Source organism: Streptomyces sp. NRRL S-646 (assembly GCF_000720765.1).
Taxonomy (GTDB): domain Bacteria; phylum Actinomycetota; class Actinomycetes; order Streptomycetales; family Streptomycetaceae; genus Streptomyces.
Map to the genome: position 1 here is coordinate 538,205 of NZ_JODC01000003.1, position 18,216 is coordinate 556,420.

16 protein-coding genes are annotated in these 18,216 nt (G+C 69.9%); 5 read left to right on the forward strand and 11 right to left on the reverse strand.

Annotated elements, in window-relative coordinates:
* Positions 1 to 51: 51 nt before the first annotated feature.
* The 6 genes from IH68_RS0106885 to IH68_RS0106910 form a co-directional block, all read right to left on the reverse strand.
* Positions 52 to 453, reverse strand: coding sequence for a cytidine deaminase (locus IH68_RS0106885; protein ID WP_030929984.1), 402 nt, complete (start codon positions 451 to 453; stop codon positions 52 to 54).
* Positions 450 to 1,736 carry an ABC transporter permease gene (locus tag IH68_RS0106890; protein WP_030929999.1) on the reverse strand — a complete coding sequence of 429 codons (1,287 nt, stop codon included), beginning with the start codon at positions 1,734 to 1,736 and terminating at the stop codon, positions 450 to 452. Before IH68_RS0106890 ends, IH68_RS0106885 begins: the two co-directional genes overlap by 4 nt.
* Positions 1,736 to 2,863, reverse strand: a complete 1,128-nt coding sequence (locus IH68_RS0106895) for an ABC transporter permease (protein WP_030930001.1) — start codon at positions 2,861 to 2,863, stop codon at positions 1,736 to 1,738. The genes IH68_RS0106890 and IH68_RS0106895 overlap by 1 nt, the downstream gene beginning before the upstream one ends.
* Entirely contained in the window at positions 2,860 to 4,374 is a 1,515-nt protein-coding gene (locus IH68_RS0106900) for an ATP-binding cassette domain-containing protein (RefSeq protein WP_030930003.1), read from the reverse strand. The genes IH68_RS0106895 and IH68_RS0106900 overlap by 4 nt, the downstream gene beginning before the upstream one ends.
* 233 nt (positions 4,375 to 4,607) lie before the next feature.
* A complete protein-coding gene (locus tag IH68_RS0106905) occupies positions 4,608 to 5,669 on the reverse strand; it encodes a BMP family lipoprotein (protein ID WP_030930005.1) in 1,062 nt (353 codons plus the stop codon).
* Between the two features lie 288 nt (positions 5,670 to 5,957).
* The gene (locus tag IH68_RS0106910) at positions 5,958 to 7,178 is read right to left on the reverse strand and encodes a M20 family metallopeptidase (protein WP_030930007.1); all 1,221 of its coding nucleotides are present in this window, start codon (positions 7,176 to 7,178) and stop codon (positions 5,958 to 5,960) included.
* Positions 7,179 to 7,475: 297 nt separating this feature from the next.
* On the opposite strand from IH68_RS0106910, the gene IH68_RS49655 reads away from it, so the two are divergent.
* Entirely contained in the window at positions 7,476 to 7,760 is a 285-nt protein-coding gene (locus IH68_RS49655) for a hypothetical protein (protein WP_037884590.1), read from the forward strand.
* A 14-nt stretch (positions 7,761 to 7,774) separates the two neighbouring features.
* Positions 7,775 to 8,461 (forward strand): class I SAM-dependent methyltransferase, encoded by a 687-nt coding sequence (locus IH68_RS0106920; RefSeq protein ID WP_107057411.1) that lies wholly within the window; start codon positions 7,775 to 7,777, stop codon positions 8,459 to 8,461.
* Positions 8,462 to 8,558: 97 nt separating this feature from the next.
* On the opposite strand, the gene IH68_RS0106925 is transcribed toward IH68_RS0106920, so the two are convergent.
* From IH68_RS0106925 to IH68_RS0106940, 4 genes are all read right to left on the reverse strand, one after another.
* Positions 8,559 to 9,641: a hypothetical protein gene (locus IH68_RS0106925; RefSeq protein WP_030930012.1), complete on the reverse strand. Its 1,083-nt coding sequence runs from the start codon at positions 9,639 to 9,641 to the stop codon at positions 8,559 to 8,561.
* A 51-nt stretch (positions 9,642 to 9,692) separates the two neighbouring features.
* A complete protein-coding gene (locus IH68_RS0106930; RefSeq protein WP_030930014.1) occupies positions 9,693 to 10,631 on the reverse strand; it encodes an N-acetylneuraminate synthase family protein in 939 nt (312 codons plus the stop codon).
* Between the two features lie 14 nt (positions 10,632 to 10,645).
* Positions 10,646 to 11,911, reverse strand: a complete 1,266-nt coding sequence (locus IH68_RS0106935; protein ID WP_030930015.1) for an N-acylneuraminate cytidylyltransferase — start codon at positions 11,909 to 11,911, stop codon at positions 10,646 to 10,648.
* A 356-nt stretch (positions 11,912 to 12,267) separates the two neighbouring features.
* Positions 12,268 to 13,608: a DUF6716 putative glycosyltransferase gene (locus IH68_RS0106940; RefSeq protein ID WP_030930017.1), complete on the reverse strand. Its 1,341-nt coding sequence runs from the start codon at positions 13,606 to 13,608 to the stop codon at positions 12,268 to 12,270.
* A gap of 198 nt (positions 13,609 to 13,806) precedes the next feature.
* On the opposite strand from IH68_RS0106940, the gene IH68_RS0106945 reads away from it, so the two are divergent.
* The 3 genes from IH68_RS0106945 (at position 13,807) to IH68_RS0106955 (ending at position 17,495) form a co-directional block, all read left to right on the forward strand.
* Entirely contained in the window at positions 13,807 to 14,793 is a 987-nt protein-coding gene (locus tag IH68_RS0106945) for a glycosyltransferase family 2 protein (RefSeq protein WP_030930020.1), read from the forward strand.
* The gene (locus tag IH68_RS0106950; RefSeq protein ID WP_030930023.1) at positions 14,793 to 16,124 is read left to right on the forward strand and encodes an alpha-2,8-polysialyltransferase family protein; all 1,332 of its coding nucleotides are present in this window, start codon (positions 14,793 to 14,795) and stop codon (positions 16,122 to 16,124) included. The genes IH68_RS0106945 and IH68_RS0106950 overlap by 1 nt, the downstream gene beginning before the upstream one ends.
* Before the next feature lie 234 nt (positions 16,125 to 16,358).
* Positions 16,359 to 17,495, forward strand: coding sequence for an acyltransferase family protein (locus IH68_RS0106955; protein WP_030930026.1), 1,137 nt, complete (start codon positions 16,359 to 16,361; stop codon positions 17,493 to 17,495).
* A gap of 29 nt (positions 17,496 to 17,524) precedes the next feature.
* Here the strand turns inward: IH68_RS0106955 and IH68_RS0106960 are convergent, their stop codons facing one another.
* Positions 17,525 to 18,175 (reverse strand): TetR/AcrR family transcriptional regulator C-terminal domain-containing protein, encoded by a 651-nt coding sequence (locus IH68_RS0106960; RefSeq protein ID WP_030930029.1) that lies wholly within the window; start codon positions 18,173 to 18,175, stop codon positions 17,525 to 17,527.
* Positions 18,176 to 18,216: the final 41 nt, after the last annotated feature.

Here is an 18,216-nt window from a genome sequence, read left to right on the forward strand (position 1 = left end):
GTGTGCGGCCCCTCCGCTCGAAGGGTTCAAGCCGGAGGGGCCGCACGGGAGTTACTTGTCGAGATGGCCCGGCCCGAAGGCCTGCGGCAGCATCTCCGAGAGGGGGAGGATTCCCGCCGGGGTCTCCAGGAGGAGCTCCGGGCCCCCGAACTCGTACAACAGCTGACGGCAGCGGCCGCACGGGACGAGGATCTCGCCCCGCCCGTCCACGCATGTGAAGTGCGTCAGCCGGCCGCCGCCCGTGCGCTGCAGCTCCGAGACCAGCCCGCACTCGGCGCACAGGCCGAGGCCGTAGGAGGCGTTCTCGACGTTGCAGCCGGAGACCGTACGGCCGTCGTTGACCAGGGCGGCCACTCCGACCGGGAAGCCCGAGTAGGGGGCGTACGCGTGGGACATGGCCTCGCGGGCCAGGTCCCGGAGCGCCTCCCAGTCGACGGCGGCCGGCGGGGTCACTTGCCCTGACCCTTCCGGTAACGCATACCGTCCGCCTTGGGCATCCTGAGGCGCTGCGCGGACAGCGACAGCACCAGCAGGGTGACGACGTACGGGGTGGCGCCCACGAAGTCGCTCGGGACCTCGTCGGTGACCAGGTACCAGACCAGGACACCCGCGCCCACCAGGAGGCTGATGCCGCCCTGCCAGAGCGCCTTCTTGTACAGCTTCCAGCCCGCCATCGCCGCGAGCAGCACCACCAGCAGGAGCAGCAGCGCATGGACGGTCGCACCGCCGTTGCGCAGCTGCAGCGCGTCGGAGTAGCCGAACAGGCCCGCGCCCATGGCGAGGCCGCCGACTCGCCAGTTGCCGAAGATCATGGCCGCGAGACCGATGAAGCCGCGCCCGCCGGTCTGGGCCTCCAGGTAGGTGTGCGAGGTGACCAGCGCGAGGAAGGCGCCGCCGAGGCCCGCGAGGCCGCCGGAGACGGCGACGGCCGCGTACTTGTACTTGTAGACGTTGACGCCGAGGGACTCCGCGGCGATCGGGTTCTCACCGCAGGAGCGCAGCCGCAGACCGAACGGCGTGCGCCACAGCAGCCACCAGCTGCCGACGAACAGCAGGATGGCGAAGATCGTCACCACGGACAGGTCGGTGACCAGGCCGCCGAGGATGCCGGCGATGTCGGAGATCAGGAACCAGTGGTGGTTCTCGAGGGACTTCAGACCGTCCGACAGGCCCGGTACGTCGATGTTGGGCAGCGAGTCCACCGGCGGGGACTGCTTGGGGTTGCCACCCGCGTCGGCCGCCTTGCCGTCCGCGAAGAAGATCTTGGCGAGGTACTGGGTGGTGCCCAGTGCGAGGAGGTTGACCGCGACACCGGAGACGATGTGGTCGACGCCGAAGGTGATGGTCGCGACGGCGTGCACCAGGCCGCCGAGGACACCGAAGCCGATGCCGCACAGCAGGCCGAGCCACGGGTTGGACTGCCAGCCGATCCAGCCGGCGCCGAAGGTGCCGAGGATCATCATGCCTTCGAGGCCGATGTTGACCACGCCGGACCGCTCGGACCACAGGCCGGCGAGACCCGCGAGGCCGATGGGCACGGCGAGGCTGAGCGCGGCGGAGACCTGGCCCTCGGAGGTGAGCTGGTCCGAGCCGGAGATGACGCGCACCGCGGCGACGAGCAGCAGCGCACCGGCGACGATCATCAGGATCTGGCCGAGCGAGCGGCCCGAGCGGCCGCGTTCGCTGTCCGCCTTGGGAGCCGCGGGGGGCGGCGTGTCGGTCATCGTGGCAGTCATCACGCCACCTCCTGCTTCTTCGTCGTGGCAGCGGCCTGGGCGGCGAGCTCGGCGCCGACCCGCTGCTGCTGGCGCTTGAGGCCGTAGCGGCGTACGAGCTCGTAGGCGATGACGACGCACAGGACGATCACGCCCTGGATGACGCCGAGGATCTCCTTGTCGTAGCCCTCGAACTCGAGGTGGTTGGTGGTGCGCTCCAGGAAGCCCCACAGGAGCGCGCCGAGCGCGATGCCGACCGGGTTGTTGCGGCCGAGCAGGGCGATGGCGATACCGGTGAAGCCGATGCCCGTCGGGAAGTCGTTGCTGAACTGGTGGCTGTCGTTGAGCAGGGTGGGCATGCCGATCAGACCGGCCACCGCGCCTGAGATGACCATGCTGGTGGCGATCATCTTCTTGACGGAGACACCGCTCGCGGCGGCCGCGCTCTCGGACTGGCCGACGGTGCGCAGGTCGAAGCCGAAGCGGGTGCGGCCGAGCACGAACCAGTACGCGATGCCGACGGCCACGGCGATCACGATGAAGCCCCACAGCTCGCCCGCCGCGCCGGTGTCGATCTGGAAGAAGTACGAGGACGAAGGCAGCGGCTTGGTGGAGATCACCGTGCCGCCGCTCTGGAGCTCGGCGAGCTTCCCTGGCTGCAGCAGGTAGGCGATGATCGCGGTGGCGATCGAGTTCAGCATGATCGTCGAGATGACCTCGCTGACACCCCGGGTCACCTTGAGGACACCCGCGATGGCCGCCCACAGGGCACCGGTCGCCATGGCGCACAGGATGATCAGCGGGATGGAGATCCAGCCGGGCGTGGTCAGCGCGCCGCCGAGGACGGCGGCGAAGAACGCGGCGATCCGGTACTGGCCGTCGACGCCGATGTTGAACAGGTTCATCCGGAAGCCGATGGCCACCGAGACGCCCGCCAGGTAGTACGTCGTCGCCTTGTTGAGGATGTAGACCTGGCTGTCGCTGGCGGTGCCGTAGCTCACCATGTCGCTGAAGGCGGAGCCCGGGTTCTTGCCGGTGGCGAGGATGACCAGGGCGGTGACGACGAGCGCGGCGACGATCGCCAGCAGCGGCGCCGCGATGCCGAGGAGCAGCCGCTCCTTGTCGATGCGTTGGGTCAGCTTGTTCATCGGGCGTCGTCCTCGTGGTCCTCGGCGGAGTCCTCTGTGTGCTCCAGGTGGCCGGTGGCCGCACCGGTCATGGCGGAGCCCAGCTCCTCGGGGGTGATCGTGGCGGGGTCGGCGTCGGCGACCAGGCGGCCGCGGTACATCACCCGCAGGGTGTCGGACAGGCCGATGAGCTCGTCCAGGTCGGCGGAGATCAGCAGCACGGCCAGGCCCTCGCGGCGGGCCTCGCGGATGTGGTCCCAGATCGCTGCCTGCGCGCCGACGTCCACACCGCGGGTGGGGTGGGCGGCGATCAGCAGCTTGGGCGCATGGCTCATCTCGCGGCCGACGATCAGCTTCTGCTGGTTGCCGCCGGAGAGGGAGGCGGCGGTGACGTCGATGCCGGGGGTGCGGACGTCGTACGCCTGGATGATGCGCTGGGTGTCGGTGCGGGCGCCCTTGATGTCGAGCAGCTGGCCGCGGGAGTTGGGCTTCTCGGTGACATGGCCGAGGATGCGGTTCTCCCACAGCGGGGCTTCGAGGAGCAGGCCGTGGCGGTGGCGGTCCTCGGGGATGTAGCCGACGCCGGCCTCGCGGCGGTCGCGGGTGGGGGCGTGGGAGATGTCGGTGCCGTCGAGGGTGATGACTCCGCCGTCCGGGTCGCGGATGCCCATGATCGCCTCGACCAGCTCGGACTGGCCGTTGCCCTCCACGCCGGCGATGCCGAGGACCTCGCCCTTGTGGATGGTGAAGGAGATGTCGTCGAGGATGATCCGCTCGACGCCGTCGAGGTCGGTCTGGGCCAGGCGCAGGCCGTCCAGCTTCAGCAGCGGGACGTCCGTGACCGTGGACTCCTCGGTCTCCGGCGTGGGCAGTTCGCTGCCGACCATCAGCTCGGCGAGCTGCTTGGGGGTGGTGCCGGCCGGCTCGACCGTGCCGACGGTGGTGCCGCGGCGGATGACGGTGATCTCGTCGGCCACGGACAGGACTTCGCCCAGCTTGTGGGAGATGAAGATGACCGTGAGGCCCTCGGCCTTGAGCTCGCGCAGGTTGTCGAAGAGGGCGTCGACCTCCTGCGGCACGAGGACGGCGGTGGGCTCGTCGAGGATGAGGGTCTTGGCGCCGCGGTAGAGGACCTTGAGGATCTCCACGCGCTGGCGGTCGGCGACGCCGAGCTCCTCCAGGAGGACGTCGGGGCGGACGTTCAGACCGTACGCGCCGGAGATCTCCTTGATCTTGGCGCGGGCCTTGGAGCCGATGCCGTACAGCTTCTCGGCGCCCAGGACGACGTTCTCCAGGACGGTGAGGTTGTCGGCGAGCATGAAGTGCTGGTGCACCATGCCGATGCCGCGGGCGATGGCGTCGGCGGGGTTGTTGAAGGTGACCTTCTCGCCGTTCACCGTGATGGTGCCCTCGTCCGGCTGCTGCATGCCGTAGAGGATCTTCATCAGGGTGGACTTGCCGGCGCCGTTCTCACCGCACAGGGCGTGGACGGTGCCCGTACGGACGGTGATGTCGATGTCCTTGTTGGCCACGACACCGGGGAATCGCTTGGTGATGCCGCGCAGTTCGACGGCAGCGGGAGGGCTGGACGCGTTGATGGCGCACTCTCCTCGGGGGACAAAGGGGCTGAGGGGGAGGGCAGGCGTCGGCGACGCTAGCGCGGCAACTCCATGCTACACGCGTAGAGTTGACACATTGTTATGGCTCGGCGAGGGGCTGTGGGAACCAGCCCTCGCCGAGCCGGGGTTCGGCGGGAACCGTCAGATCACGGGGCGGTCTTGACCTTGACGGTGCCGTCGACGATCTTCTTCTTCGCGGCGTCCAGCTGGGCCTTGATGTCGTCGATGAAGCCACCGCTGGTGGCCAGGCCGACACCGTCCTTGGCGAGCGAGTAGGACTGGTTGCCGGTCAGCGGCTTGCCGTCGTGCACGGACTTGATGAAGTCGTAGACACCGACGTCCACGTTCTTGACCATCGAGGTCAGGATCGAGCTCTTGTACTTGGCCAGACCCGGGATGTTGTACTGGTCCGAGTCCACGCCGATGGCCCAGGCACCCTTGACGCCGTTGACGGCCTCGATCGAGCCGTTGCCGGAGGAGCCGGCCGCGGCGTAGACCACGTCGGCGCCGTTGTCGAGCATGCCGGACGCGGCCTCCTTGCCCTTGTCGGGGCTGGAGAAGCCGGACAGGTCCGAGCCGTGGGTCAGGTACTGGACGTCGACCTTGACGCTCGGCTTGGTGTCCTTGACGCCCTGGACGTAGCCCGCCTCGAACTTCTTGATCAGCGGGGTGTCGACACCGCCGATGAAGCCGACGTGGTTCTTCTTGGTCTTCAGCGCCGCGGCGACACCGGCCAGGTAGGAGCCCTGCTCCTCGGTGAAGGTGATGCTGTCGACGTTCTTGGCGGTCGCGACCGAGTCGATGAGGCCGAAGTTGACCTTCGGGTACTTCGCGGCGACCTTGTCGACCGAGGTGGCGTAGGAGAAACCGACGGCCACGATCGGGTTGTAGCCGGCGTCCGCCAGGTCGGTCAGCCGCTGCTCGCGGTCGGCCTCGGTGTCCGAGTTCTTCGCGGTCAGCTCCTTGATGGAACCGCCGAACTCCTTCTCGGCCTTGTCGGCACCGCGCGCGGCGGAGTCGTTGAAGGAACGGTCACCACGGCCGCCGACGTCGTAGGCGAGACCGATCTTGATGCCCTTGCCGCCGCCGGAGGAAGCGGAGGAGGACGCGTTGTCCTTCTCGGACGAGGTGCTGCCACAGGCTGTGGCAGTCAGTGCAAGAGCTGCGGTGGCGATACACGCAGCGGAAAGCTTGGCTACCCGGCGCACGGGAGGCTCCTTCACCTGACCTGAGCGCCATGTCGGCGCTTCATGTGAGCACCTTGCCAGTGCTCGGGCCCGGACGCCCCTGCGGCGTCGGCTTCGCGGCATCGTAACGCGCGTAGATGTCAGAAAAACACCCCTACCGAAGCCGTTATCGATTCGAGGCAAACACTGCCTGAACTCAGGCTCTTACGCCGTCACACACCAGGATTTCGATGCGTGCACGATTGGCTTACGAGCATGTTGCGCCGGTCGGCGGAACGGCCCCCGAGGGGGCCGCTCGGCACGCTCGGATCACTCCGCCGCGTCCAGCAGGGCCGCCGCCGTGAACAGCTCGACACCGACCGTGATCGCCGACTCGTCGGCGTCGAAGTCGCCCTGGTGCAGGTCGCGCACCGTGCGCTCACCCGGGGTGCGGACGCCGAGGCGGGCCATGGAGCCGGGTACATGCTCCAGGTACCAGGAGAAGTCCTCGCCGCCGAGGCTCTGCTCGGTGTCCTCGACGGACAGGGCGCCGCGGCGGGCGGTCATGGCGTCGCGCAGCAGGTCGGTCACGTCCGCGTCGTTGACCACGGGCGGGACGCCCCGCACGTAGTTGATCTCCGACTTGGCGCCGTGCAGGTTCGCGACCTCGTCGATGGCGGCGACCACGAGGTCCGGCGCCTGCCGCCAGGCCTCGAGGTCGAGGCAGCGGACGGTTCCGGAGAGCTCGGCGTGCTGCGGGATGACGTTCGGGGCGTGCCCCGACTCGATGCGGCCCCAGGTGATGGCGAGCCCGCTGCGGGTGTCCATGCGCCGCCCGGCCAGGGCGGGCACGTCGATGGCGACGCGGGCGGCGGCGGTGACCAGGTCGGTGGTGAGGTGCGGGCGGGCGGTGTGCCCGCCGGGCCCGTCCAGGGCGACCTCGAGCCGGTCGCAGGCGGAGGTGATGGCGCCCTGCCTGAGGCCGATGCGCCCGGCGTCCACCCGGGGGTCGCAGTGCACGGCGATCATCCGTCCCACCCCGTCGAGCACCCCGCACTCGATGGCGTCGGCGGCGCCACCGGGGAGTACTTCCTCGGCCGGCTGGAACACCAGCCGCACGGGCCGCGGAAGCTTCCCCTGCCTGTGCAGCTCGGCCAGGACCAGGCCGGCGCCCAGCACCACGGTCGTGTGCACGTCGTGACCGCAGGCGTGCGCGCGGTCGGGCACGGTCGAGCGGTAGGAGCACTCGGTCTTCGTGTCCGGGATGGGCAGGCCGTCGATGTCGGCGCGCATGCCGAGCATGGGCCGCCCGCCGTCCCACTCCCCGATGTCACAGACGAGCCCGGTACCGGTGGCGAGCACACGGGGCTGCAGGCCTGCCGCCTCGAGCCGCTCCTTGATCGCCGCGGTGGTACGGAACTCCTGGTTGCCGAGCTCGGGGTGCATGTGCAAGTCGCGCCGGAAGGCCACGAGTTCGGCACGCAGCGCCTCGGGCAGCGTGCCGGGGAGCACGGCTGCCCCGGGATGATCGACCTCGGACTCTGGTGACATCAGTTGCTTCACCCTCTAAAGCGTAGGACGCCGGGGTGGCCAGCTGCCCCTCGATCAACAAAAATTCAACCCGTCAGGGGGAGAAAATCTGGCCGCTCGACGCATGGGCAAGGGTTGAGGTGGGTATACCTTGCTTTTCTCTACGCATACCACGCCCCGCGTCTGTCCGGTGGTTCCGTTCCACCTGTCGGGACCGCACTGTGGGACATACGGGCCCGGATCCCGGAATCATCACCACCGCGCGACGTTTCCGCCACGCAGCGCACACGGCGGGTGGGTCGCGGGCAGCATGCCCCCATGGAGGCATGCGGCTGCGGTGAGGAACACATCCCCTGGATGCTGGCGAAATTCGGTCTGCTCGGCACGGCCGGCCTGTTCCTGGGCCTGCTGGTCGCGATGATCCTGGCGGGCTGGCTGCTGGTGCTGACGGTCTCGCTGTACCGACGGTGGCGGTACCCGCCGTGGTCGGACGAGGTCGGCGAGACATCCGGGGAGGGCCTCGGGGAGAGGTCCGGGGAAAGGTTCGAACAGTCGTCGCAGGACTCTCTCGGCGGTTTCACCTGGACGACGGACGACCGCTAGTAGGGTGCGGGCCCGTGAGCTCCGCGATACCGGGCAGCCCGGATTTCCTGCATGCCACCCGAACCTCCTACGACGCGATCGCCCGCCCGTACAGCGAGCAGTTCGCCGACCATCTGAGCGGCAGACCGCTGGACCTGGCCCTGATCACCGCATTCGCCGAGCTCGTCCGTGCGGCCGGTACGGCGCCTGTCGCCGATGTCGGCAGCGGGCCCGGTCATGTCACCGCCCGGCTCGACGCGCTCGGGGTGCCGGCCTTCGGGGTCGACGTGTCGCCCGGCATGGTGGCGCTGGCCCGGCAGGCGCATCCCGGGCTGCGGTTCCACGTGGGTTCGATGACCTCGCTGGACCTGCCGGACGAGACGCTGGGCGGGGTGCTCGCCCTCTACTCGATCATCCATGTCCCGGACGAGCACCTGTCGGCGGTTTTCGACGAGTTCCGGCGCGTGCTGGTGCCCGGGGGGCATGTGCTGCTGGGCTTCCAGAGCGGTGAGGAGGACGGGCGCCTGCACCTCTCGGAGCGCTTCGGCCAGGAGATCTCGCTGGACTATTACTGGCGTACGCCGGAGGCCGTGGCCGAGCATCTGGTCAAGGCAGGGCTGCGGCTGCACGCCCGTGTGCTGCGTGAGCCTCAGGAGGAGGAGACGCGGCCGCGGGCGTTTCTGCTGGCGCGGAAGCGCTCCGCTGGGGAGGGCGGCGATTAGGGAGTGCCGCGATATGCCGTCGATCGTCTGCCGGCCCGTCGTGGCTTGTCGCGCCCGGAGCCGCATATCGACACAGCCCCGGGCCCCTTGGGGCGCTTCACGCTGCCGTGACCGCCGAAAGGCGGGTCACATCCCGTGCCGTTCCCGTCACCCCCGACAGGAACCCCTGTGCCCGCGGTGATGCGTTCTCCGTCAGCCAGCCGGGGTCGATGTCGCAGACCGCGACCCGGACCTCTGTGCCTATCAGGGCGAGGGGGAGGGTGTGGACGACGGTGGAGGGGAAGCTCAGGATGGTGCGACCGATGGGGCCGCGGCGGGCGATCAGCTCCAGGGGGAGGTCGGGGCGGACGATCTCCAGGCCCGTCTCGGCGGCCAGCCGGTGGAGCTTGTCCGTGCTCTCGCGGCGGTGGGCGAAGTAGCGGGTGGCGCCGTGGGTCTTCGCCAGGCTGCGGACGGCCTCCAGGTAGCGGTCGCCGTCCACCACGCCGGTCTCCACCAGCGAGGTGCCCACCATGTCGGCGCCCTTGGTGATGCGGGGCGGGCCGAAGCGGGCCCGGGTCCAGGTGAAGTCGTTCGCCGTCACCGTCACGCCGTCCGGCTTCTCGTCCATCGGCATGGAGGAGAAGATCTCCACGTGCCGCTTTGCGCTGGGGGTGAGCCGGCGGCGGGCCGAGGAGGAGACGGGGGCGAAGATCAGGTCCCGGGCGCCGGGGCGGCCGCCCTTGCGGTGCCAGCGGACGAGGCGTTCGCCGCGGGCCAGCTGGGCGACGAACTCCATGGTCGCCGTGCCGTCGTCCACGACGACGAGATCACGGGCCTTGGTGATCGTCAGCAGGAGTTGTACGTAGCGGGAGAAAGGATCGCCCATCACGACCCGGCGGGCCCTGCGCAGCAGCGGGGTGAGGCCGCCGATGGTGTGGAAGGGGGCGCCCGGACCGCCGCGCGCCTCCTCCCAGCGGACCTCGTACCCCTCGTCCCGGGCCAGCTCGGCCATCCGGCGCAGCTGGCCGCGGCTCATGGGGTCGTTCGGGGACAGGACGACGAGGGTGAGTCCCCCTCCGGGTGCCTCCAGGTCCCTGAGGGCATGGAGGTGCGCCCACTCCAGCACGTTCAGCAGCTGTACCGGGCTCTCGACGAACGCGAGAGTGTGGGAGCCGGCTGACCCGGCGCGGGGGCTCATCCTACGTACGACCGTCCCGTCGTAGAGCGTTACAGGGTGTTCGGATCAGGGTCAGACCGAGACCGGCTCGCCCGCAGCCGCGGCGATCTCCGCCTCGGCGACGACGCCCGCGACGCGGCGCAGCTTCTTCATGGGGCCGAGCTCGGACTCGTAGACCTTCTTGACGCCGTCGCCGAGGGAGGCCTCGATGGTGCGGATGTCGCGGACGAGGCGGGTCAGGCCCTGCGGCTCGACGGAGGCGGCCTGGTCGGAGCCCCACATCGCGCGGTCCAGGGTGATGTGGCGCTCGACGAAGGTGGCGCCGAGGGCGACCGCGGCGAGGGTGGTCTGCAGGCCGGTCTCGTGGCCGGAGTAGCCGATCGGGACGTTCGGGTACTCGGCCTGCAGGGTGTTGATGACGCGGAGGTTGAGCTCCTCGGCCTTCGCCGGGTACGTCGAAGTGGCGTGGCAGAGCAGGATGTTGTCCGAGCCGAGGACCTCGACGGCGTGACGGATCTGCTTCGGCGTCGACATGCCGGTGGAGAGGATGACCGTGCGGCCGGTGGCGCGCAGGGAGCGCAGCAGCTCGTCGTCGGTGAGGGAGGCGGAGGCCACCTTGTGGGCCGGGACGTCGAACTTCTCCAGGAAGGCGACGGCCTCGGTGTCCCACGGGGAGGCGAACCAGGCGATGCCCTTCTCCTTGGAGTACTCGTCGATCTGGCGGTACTCGTCCTCGCCGAACTCCACGCGGTGGCGGTAGTCGATGTACGTCATCCGGCCCCAGGGGGTGTCGCGCTCGATGTCCCACTGGTCGCGCGGGGTGCAGATCTCGGGGGTGCGCTTCTGGAACTTGACCGCGTCGCAGCCGGCCTCGGCGGCGGCGTCGATCAGCTTGAAGGCGTTCTCGAGCTCGCCGTTGTGGTTGATGCCGATCTCGCCGACGACGTAGACGGGCTGACCCGGGCCGGCGGTCTTCGAACCGAACGTGCGCAGACGGGAGTTGGTGCTCATGGCAGGAACTGTCCTTACTTGGTTAGGGAATCGAGAGAGGGGCCGAGGATCCAGCTGGCGATCTCTCGGATCGCGCCGTCGCCACCGGGGACGGTGGTGACCGCACGGGCGGCGCCGCGTACCACGTCGTGGGCGCTCGCGACCGCCACGGGCCAGCCCACGAGGGCGAAGCACGGGAGGTCGTTGACGTCGTTGCCGACGTAGAGCACGCGCTCGGGCGCGATGCCCTGCTCCTCGCACCACTGCTTCAGTGCGAGGTCCTTCCGGTCGATGCCGTGCAGCACGGGGATCTTCAGCTTCCGTGCGCGGGCGGCGACGACCGGGTTCTGCTCCGTGGAGAGGATCAGCATCTTCAGGCTGCTCTTGCGCAGCGCGGCGATGCCCAGCCCGTCTCCGCGGTGCACGGAGACGAACTCCTTTCCATCGGCGTCGATCAGCACCCTGTCGTCGGTCTGGGTGCCGTCGAAGTCGAGTACGACCGCGTCGATGTCGTCGGCGGTCGGCAGCGAACCGGGGCGGTCCGCGTCGAAGAGGGGGGCCAGCGCCCGGGCGCGGGCCAGGTCGTGCGGGTCGTCGATCTCCAGCACGCGCGCGGGGTCGGTGCGCACGAGTTCGGTGCGGCCGAAGAAGCGGTGCTGGTGCTTGCGGAAGCCGGGAGCGTCCATCGCGTAGGCGGCGCCGGTCTCCAGGAGGTCCTGGGGGCGGTCCTGGCGGCGGGGGCGGAAGGACTTGTCGTGGTTGACGCCGTAGCCGCCGCCGGTGGCCGCGTCGGCCTCGGAGACGGTGCCGGCGGCGACCTCGTCCTCGGCGTCGCGCCAGATGAAGCCGTGGAAGGGGGCCACGGTGACGGCGGTGTCGGCGCCGTTCTCGGCGACCGCGGCCGCCACTCCGTCGATGTCCTCGCGGATGATGAACGGGCTGGTGCACTGCACGAACACCACGACGTCGACGGCCGCGCCGTGCAGGGCCTCGTGGGCGTCCATGGCGTGCAGGACGGCGGCCTCGGAGGTCGCGGTGTCCCCGGCGATGGCGGCGGGGCGCAGCACGACCTCGGCGCCGGCCTCGCGGGCGGCGGCTGCGATGGCCTGGTCGTCGGTGGACACGACGACATCGGTCACGAGGCGGGTGGCGAGGCACTCGCGCACCGCCCGCGCCACCAGCGGCACACCGCCGACGGGGGCGAGGTTCTTCGCGGGCACGCCCTTGGAGCCGCCGCGCGCTGGAATCACCGCGAGCACCCGACGCACGGAAGCGCCTTGGCCCGCTTGCGGGTTGGACATGGGGACTACTCCTTGGGCTCCTTGCGGAGACATCGGGGTGGGGCGCTCCGCGGGCTGGGCCGATGTGCGGCCCGGCCGCGGGGCCGCGCTGGGACGTCGGTCGTCTGCCGGTTCGTCGTGGCTGGTCGCTCCCCCACTCTCGGCTTCGCTCGAGCGGGGGGACCCCCATCGCGGCGGAGCCGCAGATCGATACAGCCCCGCGCCCCCTTGGGGCGCGGCCGAACCGCAACGGACTTCGCCGGGCCTGCTTCGCCCGCCGCCCTGCGGGACCGCACCCGCCGTCACGGCGGACACGACTCGCGCGACCGCCGCTTCCGCGGCGCCTGCGGCCTGCGCGCCGGTCGTCCGGTCGGTGCTCACAGCTCCCCCATCCGCCGGATCACCGGGGCCACCCGCTGCACCCCGTGCCGATAGGCACCGCGCGCGGCGCGGCGCACGATCTGGCGGACCGGGCCCGGCTCCCTGTCGGCGGCCGGGGCGCCGGGCAGCGGGCTGCCGTCCGGACCGAGGTGGTGGCGGGCGAGGATGCCGGGCAGGTAGCCGGGGGCGGTCGCCGGTGTGTAGTACGGGGTGAGGGGGGCCGGGCCGCGGTCGAGCAGCTTGGCGATGCGTTCGCGGGCCGCGTCGAAGGCGGTGGCGTAGGAGCCGTCCGCGACGACGCCCTGCCGGGCCACCCACTCCTCGTCGGCGGTCGGCCGGTGCCCGGCGTCCAGCTGGTCCCAGGAGGCGAGGCATCCGGAGCCCACGAAGTGGTGGTTGCCGAGCACCTCGCGCACACCGAGGTCGGTCAGGACGACCGTCGGGATCCGGCGGTGCAGCGACTCCAGTGCGGCCGTCGAGCTGATGGTGACCAGCAGGTCGGTGCGGTCGAGGACCTCGCCCATGTTCCCGTACACCAGGCGGAAGTTGGCCGGCGGATCGAGCCGCTGGACCAGCTTCTGGTAGGGCTGCTCCTCGATGTGCGTGGTGTGCTCGCCCGGCTTGGAGCGCAGCTTCAGCAGCACCTCGCGCTCGGGGTGCAGCCGGGCGTGCTGGATCAGCCGGTTGAGCAGGTATGTGCGGTCCTTGCGGCTGTCCGGGACGGACGGCTGGACGGCGAACACCACCGTGTACGGATCGTGTTCACCTTCGTAGGCCGCTCCGCCGAGGAACGGGAGTGCCACCTCGGTCACCGACGAGGCGTCGGCGCCCACCCCCTCGTACACGGCCCGGAAACGCTCCGCGTCCTGGCGGGAGTTGGCGAGGACGAGGTCCGCGCCGTGTCGCAGCAGGAGGCCGTCGGCGAGCTTCTCGTAGACGACGCCGACATAGCCGGTGACGACGACGGGACGCCGCTCGCGGCCCTCCCACAACCGCCGCAGCCCGTGCAGCATCGCCTGGACGCCGCCGCCGACGAGGGCGAGCACGACGACGTCGTACTCCTCCTCGCCCATGGCGCGCAGGAACTCCACGGCCGTGACCTCGCGAAGGGAGTCGGCGCGCACACCGACCTCCGCCAGCTGGCGGGGGGTCGGGGTCGCCCGCCCGCGCAGCAGGAATCCGCTCAGCTCGAGACCGACTTGCGCGTCCTCGCCGGCTGCGGTTTCCATGGACGGGCCCGGGGCGATACGAGCCGCGGTCAGCGCACCCCATTTCCAGCGGGTGTCGGAGTCCGCGAGTACGGCGATTCGCGTGGGCTTCGAGGTACTTGGTGGCACGACGAAGACGCTAGGAAGCAATTCCGAGGAGCGGCCCAACCGCACCTCAACAAAAAGTTAACAACACCCCGCCGACAGCCGAACTGGCCCGCCAAATCCCCGGAGCTACAGTCGATGCACCGTTCCGACACATTGAGTTCACCCCCTGTACGGGCACCGGAAAGGTACGCCGCCGGACTGCCTCCTACGCTTTCGCATGTGCCAAAGCTTTCCGTGATCGTGCCGTTCTACAACGTGCAGCAATACGCCCCGGACACCCTCAAAAGCCTTCGCTTGAACGCGCGACGGGATTTCGAGTTCGTACTGGTCGACGACCATTCGAAGGACGAAACTCCGGCGATTCTCGAACGCGCGGCCGAGGAGCTCTCCGACGTGGCGCAGGTGCGGTATATCCGCCATGAGAAGAACGGGGGACTCGCCACCGCCCGCAACACCGGCCTGGACGCGGCGCAGGGCGAGTACCTGACGTTCCTGGACGGCGACGACTGGCTGGCTCCCGGCTACTTCGCCGAACTGGTCGAGGCCATCGAAGGGTTGGGCGTCGACTTCGTGCGCACCGACCATGTGCAGGCGACCGCCCGCGCGCGCAGCGTGAACCGGGTCCCCATCGGGCGCCGCTGGGAGGCACTGAACCCGCGCGAGGCGATCCTGCCCGCCGACCGTTCGACCTCCGTGGACTACGCCTTCGCCTGGGCCGGCGCCTACCACCGCCGGCTCCTCGACAAGGGCCTGCTGCACTTCACCGACGGGCTGCGCACGGCCGAGGACCGGCCCTGGATCTGGAAGCTGCACCGCGAGGCGGAGTCGTTCGCCGTGGTGAGTCTGCTCGGCGTCTTCTACCGGCGCGGGGTGGCGTCCTCCCTGACGCAGATCGGCGACGTCCGCCAGCTCGACTTCATCCGCGCCTTCGACCAGGTCATCGAGGAGACGGCGAAGGACCCGGACGCGGACCGGCTGCTGCCGAAGGCGGTGCGCACGTACTGCGCGATCATCGCCCACCACGTCTCGGACGAGGACAAGTGGGAGCCGTCGGTGTACCGGCAGCTGCGGGCGAGGAGCGCGGCGGCCATCCAGCGCCTGCCGCAGGACATGCTCGGCGACGTACTCGAAACGATGGACATGCACCGTTCCTCCAAGCTGCGGCGGCTGCGGCGCAGGATCACGACAGCGAAGGCGGCTGCCTGATGCCCCGTACCACCCGCATCTACTGCGTCTCGACCCTGTACGGCGCCGCCACCCTGGCCGCCGCGCTGGACTCGGACTGCTTCGAGGACGAGGACCGCAGTCTGCTGCTGGTCTTCAACAACTCGGCGACCCCGGAGACGACGCCGCCCGTCGACGAGATGCCGGGCTTCGAGCCGCTGCGCGACCACTTCGACGAGGTCCTGTCCTGGAACGAGGCCATCCGCCCCTTCCATCCCGGTGCCTGGACCCCGCGCCAGGACGACATCCCGCTCTTCGAGCGCTATCTGCGGCTGCTCTGGGGCCTGGGCGACGACCGGGTGGAGCTGGTCGTGGAGTCCATCCAGGTCGCCCCGGCGCTGACGGTGGCCCAGCTGTTCACCGACGCGCCCGTGCACGTCTACGCCGACGGCCTGATGAGCTACGGCCCCACCCGCAACAAGATCGACCCGCTGGTCGGCACGCGCGTGCGGCGCCTGCTCCACCTGGACCTGGTGCCGGGGCTGACCCCGCGCCTGCTGACCGAGTTCGACGTACCGGCGGAGCTCGTGTCGACCGAGGCGTTCCTGAAGGTGATGGGCGAACTCACCTCCTCCGTCGAGGACCTGCCCGTCCTCCCCGACAACTCGGCGCTGCTGCTCGGCCAGTACCTGTCCGCTCTGGGCATCCTCTCCCCCGAGGAGGAGGAGGACCTGCACGTGCGGATGATGCGCGGAGCGGTCGAGCGCGGGCACCGCTCGATCGTCTTCAAGCCGCACCCCACCGCGCCGGCCCGCTACAGCCGCGCCCTGGAGACCGAGGCCGGGAAGCTGGGCGTGGACCTCACCGTCCTCGACCTGCCCGTCCTCGCCGAGGTGCTGTTCGAGCAGTCGCGGCCCGCCCTGGTCGTGGGCTGCTTCTCCACGGCGCTCTTCACGGCGTCCGCGTTCTACGGCCTCCCGGTCGCCCGCATCGGTACGGCACCGCTGCTGGACGGTCTCACGCCGTTCCAGAACAGCAACCGGGTCCCGGTCGTCCTGGCCGACGCGCTGCTGCCGGACCTGGAAGACGGCAAGAACGAGAAGACGCTGCCCGCGAGCACCCTGGACGGTCTGCTCGACGCTCTCAGCTACACGATGCAGCCGCAGATCTACCCGTCCCTGCGGACGGCTGCGGAACGACACCTCTCCAAGCACCTCTCGGCCCGCACCAAGCGGTACTTCAGGCGGAAGCGGCTCACCGCGCTGGGGCTGCCGGGCGGCATCCCGGAGCGTCTGGCGTTCCTCCCCCGCAACTCCACGGCCCGTCGGGTGGTCCGCCGGGCGCGGGCGCTGAAGAAGGCCGTAGCGCGATAAAGGAGGGCGGGTCCCCACCGGTGTGAGGACCCGCCGTTCTGGGTCAGGAACCCGGCGCAGCCATCGCGTGCGCCATGGGGGGATTCTGGGCATGCCCAGGAAGTTAAAACGACATTCAGATGAACTTGCCGGGACCGTAAGACAAATGGTCGGCCTGCACATCAAGGCAACCCTGTGATTCGGACTAATGTGCTGTGACACACCCATGAGAGTGAGTGCAGCGAGGGGAATCCAGTGACCAGCACGACCGTCCGACCGGTGCCCGACACGCCGGCAAACGCGCCGGTAAACCATCGGCCGATACGGACGGCACCCCGCGAGACCCGGCTCCGCGCCCTGGACGGACTGCGACTGATCGCCGCGCTGATGGTGGCGGCGTATCACTACGGCGGACGCGGCGGCGAGGTCACCAGAGCCTGGGGAAGTTCCGCCAAGCACCAGTTCCCCGCGCTGCACGGCTACTTCGCCTACGGCTGCCTCGGTGTCCAGGTCTTCTTCGTGATCAGCGGATTCGTGATCTGCATGAGCGGCTGGGGCCGGCCCCTGAAGTCGTTCTTCGCCTCCCGCGCCTCCCGGCTGCTGCCGGCCTACTGGGCGGCGATACTCATCGTGTCGGCGGTGTTCGCGCTGCCGATGGTCGCCTACAAGGCCCTGTCGCCGAGCGACACCCTGGTGAACCTGACGATGCTTCAGCAACCGCTGGGCGTGGACCGGGTGCTGGGGGTGTGCTGGACGCTCTGGGCGGAGATCCGCTTCTACGCGCTGTTCGCGCTGTGCGTCGTACTGCCTGGGGCGACCCGTCGCCGCGTGATCCTGTTCTGCGCCGGCTGGACGCTGGCGGCGGCGATCGCGCAGGGAGCGAAGATGCCGCTGCTCGACATCGTGCTGATACCCGAGTACGCGCCCTTCTTCATCGGCGGTGTCGGGCTCTACCTCGTCCACCGCGACCGGCGCGACGTCTACGCCTGGGGCATCGTGGCCGTGAGCTTCCTGATCGGGCAGCACTACGCGGTGCGCAGCCTGTGGAACGCGTCGGACCCGAACGCCTTCGCCCACCGCTCCTCGCTCGGCATCACCCTCATCGTCGCATTCGGCTTCGTCGCGGTCGCCGCGATCGCTCTGGGCTGGCTGAACTGGGCGAACTGGCGCTGGCTGACCGTGGCCGGGGCGCTGACGTACCCGTTCTACCTGGTCCACGAGCACCTGGGCTGGGTGGTGATCCACGCCCTGCACATCAGCCTCGGCCTGCCGTCGGCAGCGACCTTCGTCCTGACGATCGCATCGATGCTGCTGCTGGCCTGGCTGCTCAATCGCTACGTCGAGAAGCGACTGACGCCGAAGCTGCGGGCGGCACTGTCCGGACCGCGCTGAGGCCCGCTCACCGGACGCCGACGCAGCGCTCAGGTACTGCCGTACCGCGCCTCGATCCCCGCGACGACCAGCTCCAGCCCTTCCTCGAAGTGCCGGTCGTAGTCCTCGAAGATCTCCGCGCCGGCCGCGGCCGCGAGCGGGAAGTCGGCCAGCAGGCGGGCCCTCTCCTCGACGCCGTAGCCCTCGCGGCGTTCGTCGGGCAGGGGCCGGACGCCCTGTTCCTCGGTGACGAAACCGATGGTGTACGAGTACGCCGTGGCGCCCGCGCGCACCGCCTGGGTGAGGGTGAAGCCGGCGGCAGTGAGCAGGCGCAGGTTCTCCTCCAACTCCCGGGCATGATCGGTGCCCGTGAAGCGTGAGCCGCTGTACACCTTCGCGCCGTCGCGGTAGCCGAGCAGGGCCGCACGCAGACCGCGGTTGGCCTTCAGCAGCCGCTCCTGCCAGGTGTCGGCCGGATCGAGGGCGGCGCCCGCGACCATCCGGCGGCACATCTCCGTCGCCATCTCGTCGAGCAGCGCCTGCTTGTCCTTGAAGTGCCAGTACAGGGCGGGCGCCTTGACGTCCAGCTCCTTGGCGATGGCCCGCAGGGTGAGGCCGTCCAGGCCGACCTCGTTCAGCAGCTTCAGGGCCGTGTCGGCGACCCGCTTGCGGTCCAGGGGTGCGCGCTTCTCCGTACTCACACTTGACAGCTTAACAGCGTTAAGGGCACTCTCGGATCCGT